Origin of the sequence: Sporolactobacillus putidus (assembly GCF_014647035.1) — a bacterium.
Taxonomy (GTDB): Bacteria; Bacillota; Bacilli; order Bacillales; family Sporolactobacillaceae; genus Sporolactobacillus; species Sporolactobacillus putidus.
On sequence record NZ_BMOK01000002.1, the window covers coordinates 291,947 to 308,016 of the forward strand.

Annotated in this window: 15 protein-coding genes; 7 read left to right on the forward strand and 8 right to left on the reverse strand. The window is 47.0% G+C overall.

The genetic code is table 11. The features are described 5' to 3' along the window. Positions 1–294 precede the first annotated feature (294 nt). Positions 295–1,038 carry a bis(5'-nucleosyl)-tetraphosphatase PrpE gene (prpE, locus tag IEX81_RS03660; protein WP_188801700.1) on the forward strand — a complete coding sequence of 248 codons (744 nt, stop codon included), beginning with the start codon at positions 295–297 and terminating at the stop codon, positions 1,036–1,038. Here the strand turns inward: prpE and IEX81_RS03665 are convergent. From IEX81_RS03665 to yjbM, 3 genes are all read right to left on the reverse strand, one after another. Next, positions 1,019–1,942, reverse strand: a complete 924-nt coding sequence (locus IEX81_RS03665; protein ID WP_188801701.1) for an RluA family pseudouridine synthase — start codon at positions 1,940–1,942, stop codon at positions 1,019–1,021. The genes prpE and IEX81_RS03665 overlap by 20 nt on opposite strands. Before the next feature lie 79 nt (positions 1,943–2,021). Then, on the reverse strand, positions 2,022–2,867 hold the full coding sequence (locus IEX81_RS03670; RefSeq protein WP_188801702.1) for an NAD kinase: 846 nt from the start codon (positions 2,865–2,867) through the stop codon (positions 2,022–2,024). A 65-nt stretch (positions 2,868–2,932) separates the two neighbouring features. Continuing rightward, positions 2,933–3,556 carry a GTP diphosphokinase gene (gene yjbM, locus IEX81_RS03675; RefSeq protein WP_188801703.1) on the reverse strand — a complete coding sequence of 208 codons (624 nt, stop codon included), beginning with the start codon at positions 3,554–3,556 and terminating at the stop codon, positions 2,933–2,935. 192 nt (positions 3,557–3,748) lie between these two features. Between yjbM and IEX81_RS03680 the strand changes: the two genes are divergently transcribed. Continuing rightward, the gene (locus IEX81_RS03680; RefSeq protein ID WP_188801704.1) at positions 3,749–4,333 is read left to right on the forward strand and encodes a CYTH domain-containing protein; all 585 of its coding nucleotides are present in this window, start codon (positions 3,749–3,751) and stop codon (positions 4,331–4,333) included. A 5-nt stretch (positions 4,334–4,338) separates the two neighbouring features. Further along, a complete protein-coding gene (locus IEX81_RS16765) occupies positions 4,339–5,064 on the forward strand; it encodes a lytic transglycosylase domain-containing protein (protein ID WP_308424059.1) in 726 nt (241 codons plus the stop codon). A gap of 278 nt (positions 5,065–5,342) precedes the next feature. Here the strand turns inward: IEX81_RS16765 and IEX81_RS03690 are convergent, their stop codons facing one another. Then, entirely contained in the window at positions 5,343–7,058 is a 1,716-nt protein-coding gene (locus tag IEX81_RS03690) for a M3 family oligoendopeptidase (protein ID WP_188801705.1), read from the reverse strand. 314 nt (positions 7,059–7,372) lie between these two features. Further along, positions 7,373–8,620 carry an MFS transporter gene (locus IEX81_RS03695; RefSeq protein WP_188801706.1) on the reverse strand — a complete coding sequence of 416 codons (1,248 nt, stop codon included), beginning with the start codon at positions 8,618–8,620 and terminating at the stop codon, positions 7,373–7,375. Between the two features lie 206 nt (positions 8,621–8,826). Here IEX81_RS03695 and IEX81_RS03700 point away from each other — a divergent pair, with 206 nt between their 5' ends. Continuing rightward, positions 8,827–9,708, forward strand: a complete 882-nt coding sequence (locus tag IEX81_RS03700; protein ID WP_188801707.1) for a LysR family transcriptional regulator — start codon at positions 8,827–8,829, stop codon at positions 9,706–9,708. Between the two features lie 41 nt (positions 9,709–9,749). Here the strand turns inward: IEX81_RS03700 and IEX81_RS03705 are convergent, their stop codons facing one another. Next, the gene (locus IEX81_RS03705; RefSeq protein WP_188801708.1) at positions 9,750–10,760 is read right to left on the reverse strand and encodes a YitT family protein; all 1,011 of its coding nucleotides are present in this window, start codon (positions 10,758–10,760) and stop codon (positions 9,750–9,752) included. Between the two features lie 437 nt (positions 10,761–11,197). Here IEX81_RS03705 and IEX81_RS03710 point away from each other — a divergent pair, with 437 nt between their 5' ends. From IEX81_RS03710 to IEX81_RS03720, 3 genes are read left to right on the forward strand one after another with little or no spacing between them, the layout of a single operon-like run. Then, positions 11,198–11,623 carry a globin domain-containing protein gene (locus IEX81_RS03710; RefSeq protein ID WP_188801709.1) on the forward strand — a complete coding sequence of 142 codons (426 nt, stop codon included), beginning with the start codon at positions 11,198–11,200 and terminating at the stop codon, positions 11,621–11,623. After that, complete coding sequence (locus tag IEX81_RS03715) at positions 11,607–12,503, forward strand: DsbA family protein (RefSeq protein WP_188801710.1); 897 nt, start codon at positions 11,607–11,609, stop codon at positions 12,501–12,503. The genes IEX81_RS03710 and IEX81_RS03715 overlap by 17 nt, the downstream gene beginning before the upstream one ends. A 44-nt stretch (positions 12,504–12,547) precedes the next feature. Beyond that, the gene (locus IEX81_RS03720) at positions 12,548–12,715 is read left to right on the forward strand and encodes a hypothetical protein (RefSeq protein ID WP_188801711.1); all 168 of its coding nucleotides are present in this window, start codon (positions 12,548–12,550) and stop codon (positions 12,713–12,715) included. Between the two features lie 62 nt (positions 12,716–12,777). Here IEX81_RS03720 and pepF read toward each other — a convergent pair whose 3' ends face one another. Continuing rightward, the gene (pepF, locus tag IEX81_RS03725) at positions 12,778–14,592 is read right to left on the reverse strand and encodes an oligoendopeptidase F (RefSeq protein ID WP_188801712.1); all 1,815 of its coding nucleotides are present in this window, start codon (positions 14,590–14,592) and stop codon (positions 12,778–12,780) included. Between the two features lie 98 nt (positions 14,593–14,690). Then, entirely contained in the window at positions 14,691–15,947 is a 1,257-nt protein-coding gene (locus IEX81_RS03730; protein ID WP_188801713.1) for a competence protein CoiA, read from the reverse strand. Positions 15,948–16,070: the final 123 nt, after the last annotated feature.

The window sequence follows — 16,070 nt, forward strand, 5'->3', positions numbered from 1 at the left end:
TGAGGGCATCAGACGCGCGCACTGTGAGTCCTGATGTTTCTTTTCTGTCTGCGATGAACTATCCCTATTGCGGTGTTTTCTATATTTATCGCTGTTTTCGAGTCAGATCGCCATCGGGTTGGTACAAAGTATTCGCCTGCGGACTCAAAAATATATGTTCACATAATAAAGTTAAAAAAAGAAACAGGTGCTTTTATGTCCGGCGATTAATTCTTCCTTGTTGCCCTGGAAGACGGAATTTTTCAATGCGACCTGAGGAAAAATACCGACAAAGAAGAAAAAGGGGACGGAAATATGACTTACGATATCTTAGGTGATGTGCACGGTTGTCTGCAGGAGTTCAAGCATCTGACGGTTCGGCTGAATTATACCTGGAAAGATGGACGGCCTGTACACGCAGACGGACGAAAACTCGTTTTTGTCGGAGACATCACCGATCGCGGCCCCGACTCGGTCGCGATGATCGAACTCGTTTCCGGCATCGTGAAAAACGGCAGCGGACTTTATGTACCAGGCAACCACTGCAACAAACTTTATCGCTATATGTCAGGAAATCCTGTTCGGGTGGCACATGGTCTGGAAACAACTGTCCGGGAGCTGAACGCTTTGCCTGAGAAGAAAAAAAACTTTATTGTTCAGACGTTTCTTGATCTTTATGAACATTCGCCTCTCAGTCTCATTCTCGATCAGGGAAATCTCGTTGTCTGCCACGCCGGAATCCGTGAAGAGGACATCGGCAAGCCCATGGACAAGCGTATCGAATCCTTTATTCTGTACGGCGATACAACGGGGCAGACAGATGAACGCGGACTCCCCGAACGCCGTGACTGGGCGAAAAATTATCATGGGACAGCCCTTGTCGTCTATGGCCACACACCGGTTAAAACGCCAAGGTGGAAAAACAGGACACTGAACCTTGACACGGGATGTGTGTTCGGCGGCGCCCTAAGCGCGCTTCGCTATCCGGAACAGCAGATTATCTCCATACCCTCTTCCATGCCCGTCATGGCCGATCGATTCATATCTTTTCCGGATTAATCGGTTCATCGGCGAGAAGCGCCATATCTTCAGGACAAGACGCGTGCAGATGAAAAGGCTGGCCGGTAAAAGGATGCACAAATACAAGTTCAAAACTGTGCAGCGCCTGACGGCTGATTTTATTCATCGGCCCTCCGTATAAATCATCTCCAAGCAGCGGGTGGCCGATTGATGCAAAATGGACGCGTATCTGGTGCGTCCGTCCTGTCTGCAGACGAACGGCGACGAGCGTTCTGTCGTGATACCGTTGTAACACTTTAAAATGCGTGATTGAACGCCTTCCCGACAGCCAGTCGACTTCTCTTTCAATCGCACTCCCGACTTTGCGCCCGATCGGCGCGTCAATTGTTCCTTCAGATTCCTCAAGAATTCCGTGTATAAAAGCAAGATAACGGCGATGTATCTCCTTTTGTTTCTGCATCTTAAAGAAGCGCTCATGACTGAACCGGTGCTTCGCAACCAGCATGAGTCCCGATGTATTGCGGTCCAGCCTGTTAATGATGTGAACGGTTGAAGCCAGATTTTCCTTTTGAAAATGGGCAAGCAGTCCATTGGCCAGCGTTCCCGAGGGATATTGGTGCGACGGAATCACTGGTATTCCCGCCGATTTGTTGATGACCAGCAAGCAGTCGTCTTCATACACAATCTCCAAAGGCATGCTGTTTGCGACAAGAAAATCACTCGGCGTCTCGGGAGGAAAAATAATCGTCAGAACTTCCCCCTCTTTTAACACATGACGAACCGTCCGGTCTTCTCCGTCAATGAGCAGATGACCGCCCTTGTATTTAATGGCCGAAAGTGTCCGGCGTGATATTTTCATTTCTTTTCTTAAAAAATCAAGCATCAGCAATCCATGGTGCGATGCATCCATTCTCTTTTCAACGTGATAACTTTGCTGTTCCATACCATTACGGGCGCCTGCCAGACGCCCGATTCACATTCACTTACCTTTCCTTGTTTTTCAGGTTATGGTCATGACCGGTTCATCCGATAAACGAGTCCCTTACACGGCGCCAGAACGGGAACGGACGAAATCTGGCAAAACGGATTTTTTCTCTTGCGACGGAGCACTCAATCTGTCTGACATTATCATGCAGGGTTGATAAATGGTCAATGGTGACATTAAAACGTTCATCTGTAACCGGTTTGACCTGGCAATGATGATGCCTCGGCAAGATGAGCGGGGAGCCCAGTGTCCGGTATACACGGTTATTGATGGATGCAATTTCCGTAAGTTGTATAGATGCAAGCGACGGGTGGATGATTGCTCCCGCCAGGCCTTTATTATAGGCTGTAGAACCGGTGGGTGTCGAAAAGCAGAGCCCGTCTCCTCTGAAACTCTCGAATTTCTCGCCCCGTATCATCACATCGGCAACAAGCAGCCCTTCGGCGCTTCTTACCGTACACTCATTCAATGCGAGATAGTTCATGATCTTATCGCTGTCCGCATAACTGATGGTCACCTGCAGGAGCGGATATTCTACGATATCGAAGCTGTTTTTGGCAATGGAGATGACCAGTTTCTCGACTTCCTCAACCGTCCAGTCGGCGTAGAAGCCTAAGTGGCCCGTATGAACGCCGACAAAAGACGTATTCTCCAGACGGCCGATATAACGGTGGAAAGCTTGCAGCAGTGTTCCGTCGCCGCCCACTGAAATCACGATATCCGGTTCTTTTTCGTCATACCTTAACTGAAAATCGGTCAGGTAGCCGCAAATTCGTTCTCTGAGCTCATTTGAAAATGGGTCGTCTCTTGTTTCCACGGCAAAAGATTTAAGCCGGCCCGCGGGAACACCATCCGTCAATGTTGTTTCTTCTCTTTCATCCATCCCTGTCTGAACCCCTTCCTTACGCAGCGTTTTTGCCCCACCCCCAGGCTGAACCTTTTCACCCGCTATTCTTCATCTGCATTTTTTTGTGAGAAATGCTGCTGAGCGATCAAAATTTCCTCACGAATCTGTGACATTTCTTCATCAAGCCGAAACGCCGCCTCAGCAGCCCTCAAAAGGCGGACTTTCACATCAGTCGGGATATTTCCTTTATATTTATAGTTCAGTGAATGTTCAATTGTCGCCCAGAAATTCATCGCAAGTGTTCGAACCTGAATCTCTGCAAGAATTTTTTTCTCACCGGTTATTGTCTGAACCGGATATTGAACAACAACATGATAAGACCGGTAACCGCTCTTCTTTTTTTCTTTGATATAATCTTTTTCTTCAACAACGTTCAGATCCGTTCGGTTGCGAATCATCTCCACCACTTTCATGATATCGTCGACAAACTGGCACATGACTCGGATGCCGGCCAGATCCTGCATCTGAGTATTCAGCTGATCCAGCGGAATACCCCTGCGTCTGGCTTTTTCAAGAATACTTGGCACCGGTTTAACCCGTCCGGTCACGAATTCTATCGGTGAATTCTTCAACGCAATCTCGTAAAAATCGCGATACCCGCGCAATTTTATCTTAAGCTCATCAACCGCTTGGCTGTATGGCGCCAGAAAAACGTCCCATTCCATTCATGATCACTCCAACCCTAAGTTCCGCAACAATCATCTTATGTTAAAAAGCTGGCATACATCCTTCCCGGTCAGAAATTAACTTTAAGAACTGTTGTTTCTTCACCCCCATTATGTCATAATTTAGAAGAACTTACGAGTTTATAAAATGGACATACCGAAATGAAAGTGATCATCAAGGGGTAATCACGCATGGCTCAGGAATTGGAAATAGAGTTTAAAAATATGCTGACTTCGGAAGAATTTTCATTTCTTTGCCGAAAGTTCAGTCTGGATTCTTCTTCTTTTTTTAAACAGATTAATGATTATTTCGACACCCCGACCTTTGCACTTCGGGGGAAAAAATCGGCGCTGCGCATCCGGCATATAAGCGGCCGGCATGATTTTACTCTGAAACAGCCTCATGAGGATGCCATTCTGGAGACACACCAATGGCTCACCGATGAGGAGAGCCTCAACCTGATTCATTTCGGTATCATACCTGCCGGGAGTGTCGAGCAGGCGATCGCCCGGATGGGTATTGATGTGGATCAGCTGATTCACATTGGCGAACTGACGACTCTGCGCGCGCAATTTCCTTATAGTAGCGGTAAATTATTTATTGATCATAGTTATTATTTCGAGCACGACGATTATGAACTGGAATTTGAAGCAGAAGATCGCCGCACAGGCGATCATCTTTTTGAGGAATTATTGTCGGAATGCTCGATTCCACACAGGCCGTCTAAAAACAAAGTTTTACGTCTCTATCAGGCACTTCAGAAAAAAGGGAGCTGATCTTGGTGGCGATTGATCCAGGCACTCTGTCACAACTCTTGTCCTTGGAAATGTCCGGAAAAGCCTCCGCGCCGGACGCTTTTTCGTCTCAAACAGGGAAGGGGAGGTTTTCAGATATTCTGAATGAACTGATGTTTCTCATGGATATGCCGGTGCCGGAGCAAAGTGGACAGCCTGCCGGCTTGATCTCCGGCAGTGCCGCCGGAGGGGCTGACATGCTGTGGCAACAGCTCGCTTCTTCCGCCCCTCTTTCTGGTTATACAACCGGCGGAGGGAGCCATTCAGTGAATGCTTTGCCATCCGCTCCCAGCAGGCAGGGAAACTTATCAAGTACCCGGCAGTCTGCCTACAGCGGGATTATTGGAGAGATGAGCAAAAAATATTCGGTTGATCCAGGGCTGATTGCCTCCGTGATTGCGGCGGAATCCGGAGGCAATCCGGAGGCGACAAGCCCCGCAGGAGCTCAGGGGCTGATGCAGCTGATGCCGGGAACTGCCGAATCTTTGGGCGTCTCCGATGCCTATGATCCCGCACAGAACATTGAAGGCGGAACAAAATATTTGAGAAAGCTGCTGGATCAGTTTGGTGGAAACGTGAGCCTGGCTCTAGCCGCTTACAATGCCGGCGCCGCCAATGTGGCAAAGTACGGCGGAGTCCCCCCTTTCGCCGAAACACAGGCCTATGTCAAACGCGTGCTTGATGGATTCAGCTCAGAAAGTCGGCAAGCTTAACAGATGCAGCATGATCGCTCAATGGATGACAGATAAATCTCTAACTGAATACAAATTAAGCCGGAACAGGAGAGCGTTGGCAGCTCCCTGCTCCGGCTTTTTAACATTATAGGAAAGTACAAAAATTTTAAGGATTATAGATAGTGTAAGCGACCGAACAGATCGCCGCGTCCTGCGGCATGTTCGGCATTAGGCCGTCCTCGCCGCTACAACTAAGGCTCAGCCTACGCCAAGTTTTCTAATATATTTAGAGGACAGCAGTCACTCCAATCCGGCATTTAAAACTTGCTGTCGTCAACCTGATCCAGCCATGAAGCTACGGCATCGATCACGGAATCCACGCACCCCTTCTCAAACGGGGATACAAGTCCGGCCCCCCTTACCAGATCTAAAAACGATCGGCTTCCTCCCTGCCTGCAGAGGCGGAGATAATCCTTCCATGCTGCTTTATAATCTTCTTGCGACTTTTTCCAGAACTCAAATGCGCATACCTGCGCCAGTGTATAGTCGATGTAATAGAACGGAGATTCATAAATATGTCCCTGCTTTTGCCAGAAGCCGCCGCGCTCAAGGTAATCAAAACCGTCATAGTCCCGCTGCGGCAAATATTTCTTTTCTATCTCCCTCCACGCCTGTTTCCTTTCGGCCGGTGTCAGTTCAGGATGCTCGTAGACAACATGCTGAAATTCATCGACGCTGACACCATAAGGCAGAAACAGGAGCGCACTGCTCAGATGGGAAAATTTACGTTTCTCTGTATCCTCCTGAAAAAAAAGATTCATCCACGGCCATGTAAAAAACTCCATGCTCATCGAATGGATCTCGGCTCCTTCATAAGTCGGCCAGCAATATTCGGGACTGCCGAAATGTGTGGAGTAGACTTGAAAAGCATGGCCCGCTTCATGGGTCAGAACATCAACGTCTCCGGATGTTCCATTAAAGTTCGAAAAAATGAATGGAGACTCATAGTCGAAAATGTAGGTACAATAGCCTCCCCCCGCCTTTCCTTTTGTCGCCAGCAGATCCATCAAATGATGATCCATCATGAAACGGAAAAATTCGCCGGTTTCCGGAGACAGTTCTTCATACATCTTCTTCCCGTTCTCAATGATCCAGTTCGAATCGCCCTTTGGCGCGGCATTGCCGGATTTGAAGTTAAACGATTCATCATAATAGTTCAGCTTGTCCACGCCGATTCTCTTTCGCTGGCGTTCATACAGCCGGTTCGCAACCGGAACAACGTATTTTCTGATCTGCTCGCGGTACTCCCTGACCATGGTTTTATCATACCCGATGCGTGCCATTCGGTAATAACTGAGATCGGCATAGTTTTTAAATCCAAGTTTGTGGGCGATTTCCGTACGGATTTTCACCAGATGATCGTAAATATCGTCAAATTCCGCCTCATTTTCGGCAAAATAGCCGAATCGCGCCTCGATAGCGGCCTTCCGCATTGTCCGGTCTGGAGCTTCGGCAAACGGTTCGAGCTGAGCCAGCGTACGCTCTTCTCCTTCAAAAGGAATTTTCGCTGCGGCAATGAGCTTCGTATATTTGGAAGCCCATTTATTCTCCTGCTGCATCAAGGGAATGACTTCCGGAGAAAACGATTTGAGCTGAGCTTCTGCAAGGGCAAACAGCTGACTTCCCCATTTTTTCTCAAGATCTTCTCTGAAAGGAGAATTTAAAAGCCGCCGGTAATACTCCGTCGTCTTTCCTTCAAAAATCGGCATGGTCTCATCCATAAAATCATTTTCAGCTTTATAAAATGGATCGTCCGTATTCACGGTATGCCTGATTTCAACAAGATTAAACATCGTATCAAGATGCTTGCGCAGTGCATTGATTTTTTCTGCCGCGCTTTCGGCTTCGGCCGCTGAGCCTGCGGCACTGAACTCATCGAAAGCCGCTTCGAACGCTTTCTCGTATGATCCGACATCCGGCCGTTCATACTTATACTCTTCAAATGTCGTCAATAAAAACACCTCTTTGTTCATGATTACATAAGTTTCAAAAACCTCATGTACTGTCCGCGGGTTCGTCCAATAAGGAAGATATGCTCCGGAACCACTTATTTTTGGCTTCCCAAAACCCTTATTACCTTATATTATATTAGAAAACTTGGCGAAGCGGGGCCTTTGGCGCAGGCTGAGCCTTAGTTGGGGGCCAGGGCGGCCTAATGCCGAACATGCCGCAGGACGCGGCGATCTGTTCGGTCGCTTACATTATAATCCTTAAAATTTTTATACTTTCCTATAACACAAAAAAACCGCTGTGGTCTTCCGGCCTGGCGGAGTGAAAGTTCCGTGCATTAAACGTGCTGTCCGGCGATTTTTCGCTGATGGTGCCTGCGATGGCGAGGATGCTGTGCCTTGTAAACAATCACCTTGCTGACAGTGAAAGCGAGGATGATCCCGATCGAACAGATAGACGCAACCATGGATACGACTCCCGCCCAGCCGAAACGGTCGAGAAAAATTCCCCCGACAGAACCTTCAACACTGGAGCCAACATAATAGAACAAAAGATAAAGAGACGAAGACTGTGCCTTTTCCCGTCGATTGGCAAGAATACCGACCCAGCTGCTGGCGACAGAATGACCGCCGAAAAAGCCGAAGGTAAAAAGGGCCAGGCCGATTACTTTCAGAATGAGTGGTGCACTCATCGTGACCAGAAGACCGGTCACCATCATAGACAGACAGAACGCGACCACTCCTGTTCGGCTCATGCGATCGGACAGTTTGCCCATCCAGGTTGAACTGAATGTGCCGACCAGAAAGATAAGAAAGATAAAACCGATAAAAGTCTGGCTCAGATTGTATGGAGGCTGCATCAATGGAATGCCTATATAGTTATAAACCGTTACAAATCCGCCCATCAAAATAAACCCAAGACAATAGATAAGCACAAGCGCGGGCGACTCAATATTTTCAATGAAACCTACCGTCGTCCTTTTCAAAGACACTTTATTCGCGTCAAAATGCCGTGATTTGGGAAGAAATATAATAAACAACGCACACATGACCATATTCAGTAACCCGAGAAATCCGATGGCCACATTCCATGAGTATGCATCGCTCAAGGTGCCGACAATCAGGCGTCCCGTCAGCCCTCCGAGACTGTTGCCGCTGACATAGATTCCGATGACATAGCCGAGACAGCGTTTATCAAATTCTTCGTTGACATAAGCCATGGCGATAGATGGATAACCGGCCAGCAGTGCGCCCTGCATAAACCGGACAGCAATCAGAAGCGGAAGATAGTGGATAAAGCCAACGGCAAAACAAAGGACGGCTGACGAGCCAAGTGCAAGTGTCATGATCTTTTTTCGATCAAACATACCTGAAGTAAAAGATACAAAGAATAAGAAAATAGCAAGCGCGCCGGTAGCTGCGGAAAGGGTCAGGCTCGCTGTTGCGGGAGGAACATGAAATTGTTCGGCGATGACAGCGATCACCGGCTGTGTACTGTATAAATCCGCATACATGATGAAGCTTCCCAGAAACAAGGCAATCAATGTTTTTCTAAACGCCTTGTTCTCTGGTGAAAGATAACCCATGAGATGTTCATCCCTTCACTTTTGTTGGTATTTTTCATACTATGACAAATCATTTATGATGTCTAATATATAATTTGCATACCATTCATGCACAGCAGTCATATTGTGGTATCTTATATATGGGGGGCAAGGGAAGCAGCTCTTCTGAAAGAAGCCCCTCTTACTTACGAATCACTGCTGTCCCACCCATCCAAGGAGTGATTGATATGGAGTGGCAACAAATCGAATATTTCCAGATGGTCGCCCGGCTTCAGCACATGACCCAGGCGGCCGAAGCACTTTCCATCTCGCAGCCTGCCCTCAGCAGGTCCATTGCCCGCCTGGAAGAAGAGCTTGGCGTCGGCCTTTTCGAGAGGCAGGGACGAAACATCATTCTCAATCAGTACGGCAAGCTGTTTCTGAAGCATGCCAATCGGATTCTTAAGGAGTTTGATGAGACAAAAAAAGAGATTCAGGCACTTCTTGATCCTGAGTATGGCGAAGTTTCGCTTGGCTTTCTGCATACTTTAGGCATCAATATGATTCCCGATATTTTGAGCGCGTTTCAGTGCAACCACCCGAATACAAAAATCAAGCTTTACCAAAACAATAATGTGTCTTTGCTCAGGCAATTGCAAGCGGGTGAAATCGATCTCTGTCTCGTGCATCACACCTTTGATATTCCTCACATTCAATGGGAAAAACTATGGAATGAAGAACTTTTTATCATGGTTCCGGCGTCCCATCCTCTGGCAAAGAGAGGGTCGATCACCTTGGATGAAATTCAGTCCGAACCGTTCATTTCATACAAGCCGGGATTTGAACTGCGCAAAATAGCCGACAAACTCTGCAGAAAAGCAAACTTTACGCCAAACATTACTTTTGAGGGTGAAGAAGTGACGACGCTTGCCGGTCTTGTCGCCGCAGGTCTCGGCGTCGCACTGCTGCCTGACCAAAAGGATATTGACAGCAGCAGAGTCGCTAAGATTCACGTGAGCTGGCCCAGCTGCGAACGTCAGATCGGACTGTCATGGTATGAAGATCGTTACCTTTCTCCTGCCGCTTCACGATTCAAGAGTTTTGTGTTTTCTCATTATAAAGTCTGCTGAATAAAAAAGGACGGTGCTCCTACAACAGGCACCGTCCTTTTTTATTCATCCTGAAACGGAAAGCGGCCGGGTATCGTTACATTTGTCTTTGTATGAAACAATTGTTCAAAACGATGGTAATCTTCGTCTCCGAGCGTATGTCTGGCCCTCTCGGATTCTTCTCCATGTTTCATCGCCTGGATGGCACGCTGCTGTTCCTCAGTGTGAAAAATGCCGATAATTTTATTTGTTTCCAGGATATTCGTAAAGGAATTCGGATCGACTTCTTTGATCAGCTGCTCCATCTTATAGAGTTCATAATGGCTGATGACAATCATGACCGAAAAGCGCTTTTTTTTCGTAAAGCCTCCGTAAGACGGGATGATCGTCGCCCCGCGGTCAAACTGATCCTGCATCGCACTAACCAGCTTATCCGCTTGATCTGTCACTGTAATCACCGTCAGCTTCTGATATTTTGTATGGATCATATCAATCACATAGCTGTTGACAAACCTTGATATGAGCGTGTACAGTGCATATTGCCATTCATACACCGCCCCGGCAATAACAATGATGATACCGTTCAGAATCAAAAAATATTTACCCGATGACGCGTTGCGGTTCTTTCTTGTCAGGTAAATCGCAATGATATCAAGTCCTCCTGTTGAAATTCCGTATTTGAGCGCCACACCGACGCCAACCGCTGAAATCATTCCCCCGAAGATCGCATTCAGCAGAATATCGCGCGACAACGGATGAACCGGAATGACAGACAAAAAGAATGAAGTAAACAATACTGTAATAAAGCTGAAAAAAGTAAAGCTTTTTCCAACTTTAAACCATCCGAGCAGGGCAATAGGCAGATTCAAGAGGAGAACAAGGACTCCGATTGACAGGCTCAGGTGCAGATAATCGCGCAATACATCGGTAATCAGCTGGGCCGCGCCATTAATTCCGGACGCATAGACTTTGGCAGGGACAAGAAAGAAATTCATACTCATTGCACACAGAAAAGCCGCACAAACCGCAATCAGCAACTTTTTAGCTAGTTCTCTCAAAACCGTCGTATTCATACTTTCCGTCTTCCCTTGACATAATATTATATCAGTACTTAGTATAACGGGCCTCAAGCCCATTAAACGGCGAACATTCTTCCAGGGGTTTCAAATTATAGCACTTTCCGAATCGGATTCAACCCCCTGTTGAAATGTCTTATTTTTTTCATTCATAAGACGAAACAAACTTTTCAATCTTTAAAGGTGTTTCCTGAAAAAAGTCGGAAGAAGCGGCTGAAAGTATGGATTAGTTGCCCTATGCCATCCAGTCTTGTTACAATATAGAAAGTTTCCGGGGCTTCCGTTAAGCTGCTCTGGTTTAAAACGAATACTCAAACCGATCAGCGGAACAAACCAGTGCAACCGTCATGTTGGAGAGGACTTCGTTCTTTCTTAAACATGTTGCTGGACAGATTATAGATAAAATAAAAAAAGGAAGGTTGAATTTTATTATTATGAATAAGAGTGGGCTGCCGTTGTTTGAAGCGATTGGCGGAGAAAAAACCGTAAACAGGCTCGTAGAGGCATTTTACCATCATGTGAAGCTTCATCCGGTTATTTCTTCTCTCTTCCCTGACGACATGAGTGAGACGGTTCGGAAACAAAAGCAGTTTCTGACTCAGCTGCTGGGAGGCCCCCAGCTGTATTCCATGGAACATGGCCATCCGATGCTCCGCGCACGCCACCTTCATTTTAAAATTGGAGCGGAGGAAGCTGACGCCTGGCTGACCTGTATGGACCATGCAATGAATGATATTGGTCTGGATCCTGAATATCGGAAAATCATCTTCGAAAGATTGTCGAAAACAGCGCATCATATGATCAATCAGCCTGCTATTAATCATCTCGGAGGGGTGATTTCCCGTGATATTTTACGATGACCGATCGACATGTGAGGGAACACCGGGCCACACGATATGTTCACTGTACAATCACTCCAGAAATAGTCGCCGAGTGGAGATTCTGGCTTTTATCGATCCCCTCTGCGCAGAATGCTGGGGTCTTGAGCCGTTGATGAAAAAATTCTTTCTGGAATATCATGACTACTTCACTTTTCGTTTTTTGCTGACGACAAAACATGATACGGCAAACCGCTGCCAATTTAACCAGGCTAAGAAGATTGCTGAGGAATGGGATAAGTACGCTCACTTGACAGGTATGTGCTGCGACAGCGATGTCTGGTTTGAAAATCCTCCTTCCCCTTATGCTGTCGCCTTATCTATTAAGGCCGCCGAATTTCAGGGAAAGGCCGCCGGCAATCGTTTTCTAAGGCGGATAAGAGAGCAGATTTTTTTCCGCAAAAGGGGAATGAATCAATTTCACGAACTGCTTGAAGTCGCACGCCTTGCTGAATTGGACATTGACGAGTTCAACAGCGACTTTCATTCCTGCCGTCCGATTAAATCGCTGCAGTGTGACCGCCGGCTGGCAAACGAGATGTCGATCACTGAACTGCCGTCTCTTGTCTTTTCCACGGCGGACGGCGATTCTGAGGCCATCAAGGTCAACGGACGTTATGCCTATGATGTTTACGTTCAGATACTGACGGAGCTGCTTGGCGAAACGCCTGTTGCCAGCCCCCCTCCTTCTCTGAAAGAGTATTTTAAACAGCAAGGTTTTCTCGCAACCAAAGAAGTCTCGGTGGTCTATGATCTGCCGGAAGAGGATGCTTTGAAGGAACTTCGCAAACTCCAGCTGCAGCAGGTCATTGAACCGGTCGTATTGAGAAGCGGAACGTACTGGAAGTATATTGCGGATTAAGCGCTCATAGGCTTGTAACAATTCATTTTAAAGGATGGATTCATATGAAGCCGCTGACCGCACTGTCGCTGGCTGTCATGGCCGGCCTTTGTTTTTTCTACTACCTTCTTGGTCTGATGCATCTTCATTCACTCATTTTGTCCGGCGGGCTCATGTTTCTGATCATTTTTCTGCTGATCCGTTTTCTTACCGTTCGGCCGAGAAACAAATGACAGCACAAAAAAAGCGGATTCGGACTTGCCGCTTTTTTTGTGCTGTTTTTTTTATCCGTGTTTCACCCGAACATCAACTGCTCCATTTCATCCAGCACCTGTCCGAACACTTCCATTGCCTGCTGAACCGGCTTCGGTTCAGCCATATCGACGCCCGCTTTCTTCAGAACTTCAATCGGATAGTCGGAACTGCCTGACTTCAGATAATTTTTGTATCTCTCAACCGCAGGGGTTCCTTCTTCGAGGATCTGCTTCGAGAGAGCCGAGGCCGCGCTGTATCCGGTCGCGTATTGATAAACGTAATAGTTATAATAAAAATGAGGGATTCTCGCCCATTCGAGTCCGATCGGTTTGTCGACAACAATCTCCCCGCCAAAATACGTTTTATTAAGGTCGTAATAGATGCCGGTCAGCAGATCGGCCGTCAGCGCTTCCCCGTCTCGGGCTTTTTCATGAATCATATGCTCGAATTCCGCAAACATTGTCTGGCGGAAAACCGTTGCCTTGAAGCCTTCAAGCTGATTATTCAGCAAATATAATTTCTTCTTTTTATCATCCGTCGTTTCAAGCAGATAATGATTAAGCAGCGCTTCATTGCACGTCGAAGCCACTTCCGCGACAAAAATCGAATAATCCGAATAGGGGTACGGCTGGCAGGTACGTGAATAATAGCTGTGCATAGAGTGTCCAAGTTCGTGAGCCAGGGTAAACACACTGTTGATGTTGTCCTGCCAATTAAGCAAAATATACGGCATCGTACCGAATGCCCCTCCTGAATAGCCGCCGCTTCTCTTGTTCTGAGTTTCCCTGACATCAATCCAGCGCTTTTTGAAACCCTCCCGGATCACATCCAGATAATCTTCGCCGAGCGGGGCGAGCCCCTTCAAAACAAGTTCCTTCGCTTCCTCATAGGTTACTTTGATTTTTGCATTCTGAACAAGCGGTGCATAAAGATCATACATATGCAGTTCATCGACTTTCAGCGCTTTCTTGCGCAGCGCTACATAACGGTACATCAAAGGCAGGTGATCATGAATGGTTTTTATCAAATTGTCATAGACCGATTCGGGAATATTGTTGCCGAAAAGAGCCGCCTTGCGTGCCGATTTATAGTGCCTCGCCGCCGCGTAAAAATTGTCGCGCTTGATCTGGCCGCTGAGCGTTGAAGCCAATGTATTTTTAAAAGCGCCATAAACCGCATAAGTGTCTTCAAAAGTTTCCTTGCGTACCCGCCTGTCCTCGCTTTCCATAAGTTTTCCGTAACGGCCATGCGTAATTTCCACGTCATCGCCGTTTTCGTCCTTAATTTTCGGGAATTTCAGATCGGCATTGTTCAGCATGCCGAAAGTAGCAGACGAAGCGTCCGTCACATCTCCCGCTGCAGCCAAAAGCGCTTCTTTTTCCGCATCAAGCACATGCGGTCTCGTCCTTGTGATTTCATCAATGGCGTGCCGGTAGAGCTGAAGCTCCTTGTTCTCGTTCAGAAAACTGTCCAGCTTTTCCGGATCAATGGCCAATATTTCAGGCGTGACAAAAGCCAGCTTGCTTCCAACCACAGTAGCCAGATTTCCCGCTCTGTCATGAAGAGCCTGGTAGGTCGAATTCGCCGTATCTTCATCGGATTTCATGTGGGCGTAGACGTATACTTTGTACAAAATTTCTGTCAGTTCGTCCTGTTTCTTTAACATTGCAAACAAGGTTTCCGAAGATTCCTGCAGTTTTCCCTTAAAGGCCTCTATCTCAGGAACTAAATCTTTAACTTTCTGAAAAGCTTTTTCCCAGGATCCGATATCAGGAAAAATCGCCTCAAGATCCCATGTCTCTTCTTTTGGAATGTCCTCCCTTTTCGGAAGGGCTGTTGTGTTTTCGCCGGCCATTACGCCACCTCCATATGCTTATACGTTTTTAACCGTTGAATAAAAACCAATTCTATCGTACTTCTTTTTCTTATTTTGCGCAAAAACCAGGTAAAGCATCATTTATTCATCTGACCATGAACGCGTTCCAGTGAATCGAGAACAAGCCGGTCTTGTTTCAGAAGCTGATCCAGAGGCAGGTCGCCGGCTATCCGAGAGGCCCGAAAGCGATAGGCTCCTTCTTTCCCTTCTGCCTTATTCAGCTTAACGAGCTGTTCAAGATAAGTTTTTATCACTCCGGCGAGTGATCGTTTCGGACAGAGCGGGAGGCTCCTTCTCAAAAAAACGGTCTCAGTTCCTCCTATTTTTCCAGTTCGCATCAGCATGTCCGGTGTGAGCCACAAATCGGGCGGACTGTGGGTCATTACAAAATAAATCCACATCTGCCACAGGCAGGGCGGAAGGGAAAAATGAATATAATCGCGATGCGGGAGACCGACAAAAGAAGGAAAGCCGGAATAGTTCATCCTCAACCGGTAGGCTTGCTGGCGCAGCCAGTATTCTTCACGTGAAAGATGAGATGGGACACTCAGGCGATAGCGTCTCTTGCAGTCTGCCCAATCCTGTTTGAAAGATTCCGGTGAAAAGGGAAGGGCGGGCATGATCAACTGATGAGGTCTGGCTGAAGGAATCATATGGTTTATTTCCTGGGTAATGTACATGGTTTTTGAGACGGGATGAAGGTGGCCGGCGAAACAGATTCTTTTTTCGGCGGGGTAGTAGTAACTGACATAATAAGGAGAGAAAAAGGGATGGCTGGGGGCATTTCGATTGGAAAACTGAATCGTCTGAGACTCAAAGCCCGATAATCTGGCAAGACATCTGATTTTCTTCTGCCGCGCGCCTCCAAGTATCCAGATCGGACGGATGCCCACGCTCATGTACCCACATGTGCGCGCGTGAAGCTTCTCTTCTGAGATAGTGCTGCACTGATATTCAAGAGCAATCGGATGAATGCCCGGGAGATAAATATCAGGCCTCTGGTGGATCTCCGGGATATAATGCTCCAGTTCAGGCGTACGGCCATTTGCTTTGGTCCATTGAAATAAATCTTCTTTTCCGCTCAAGTGTGCCGTTGATTCCGGTTCTGTTTCAATAATGCAAGGATATTTCGGGTGGTGGGAAAAATGCCACTTTTTTTTACTTCCGAGTCTCAGACGAACCGGTGAGCGGCACACCGGACAATAGAACCGCTTCCTGTTTCTCAGCAGATTCAGCTCACTCCTAGTAAAGTCAGGAGAAACAAGAGAAATCAGGCGTCCGTCATCCATTGCGGCAATGAGCATTTCATCACAACCTTCATCTTTGTTATTCATGGATATATATTTCGACAAAAAGAAATTTTTTCCTGTCTGCGAAAGGTGCTTTTTTATTTTGTAAGTTCCCTTTAATTCATGCAGATGGGATAATCTGTAGAATATATTTTTTCTGTATCTAAG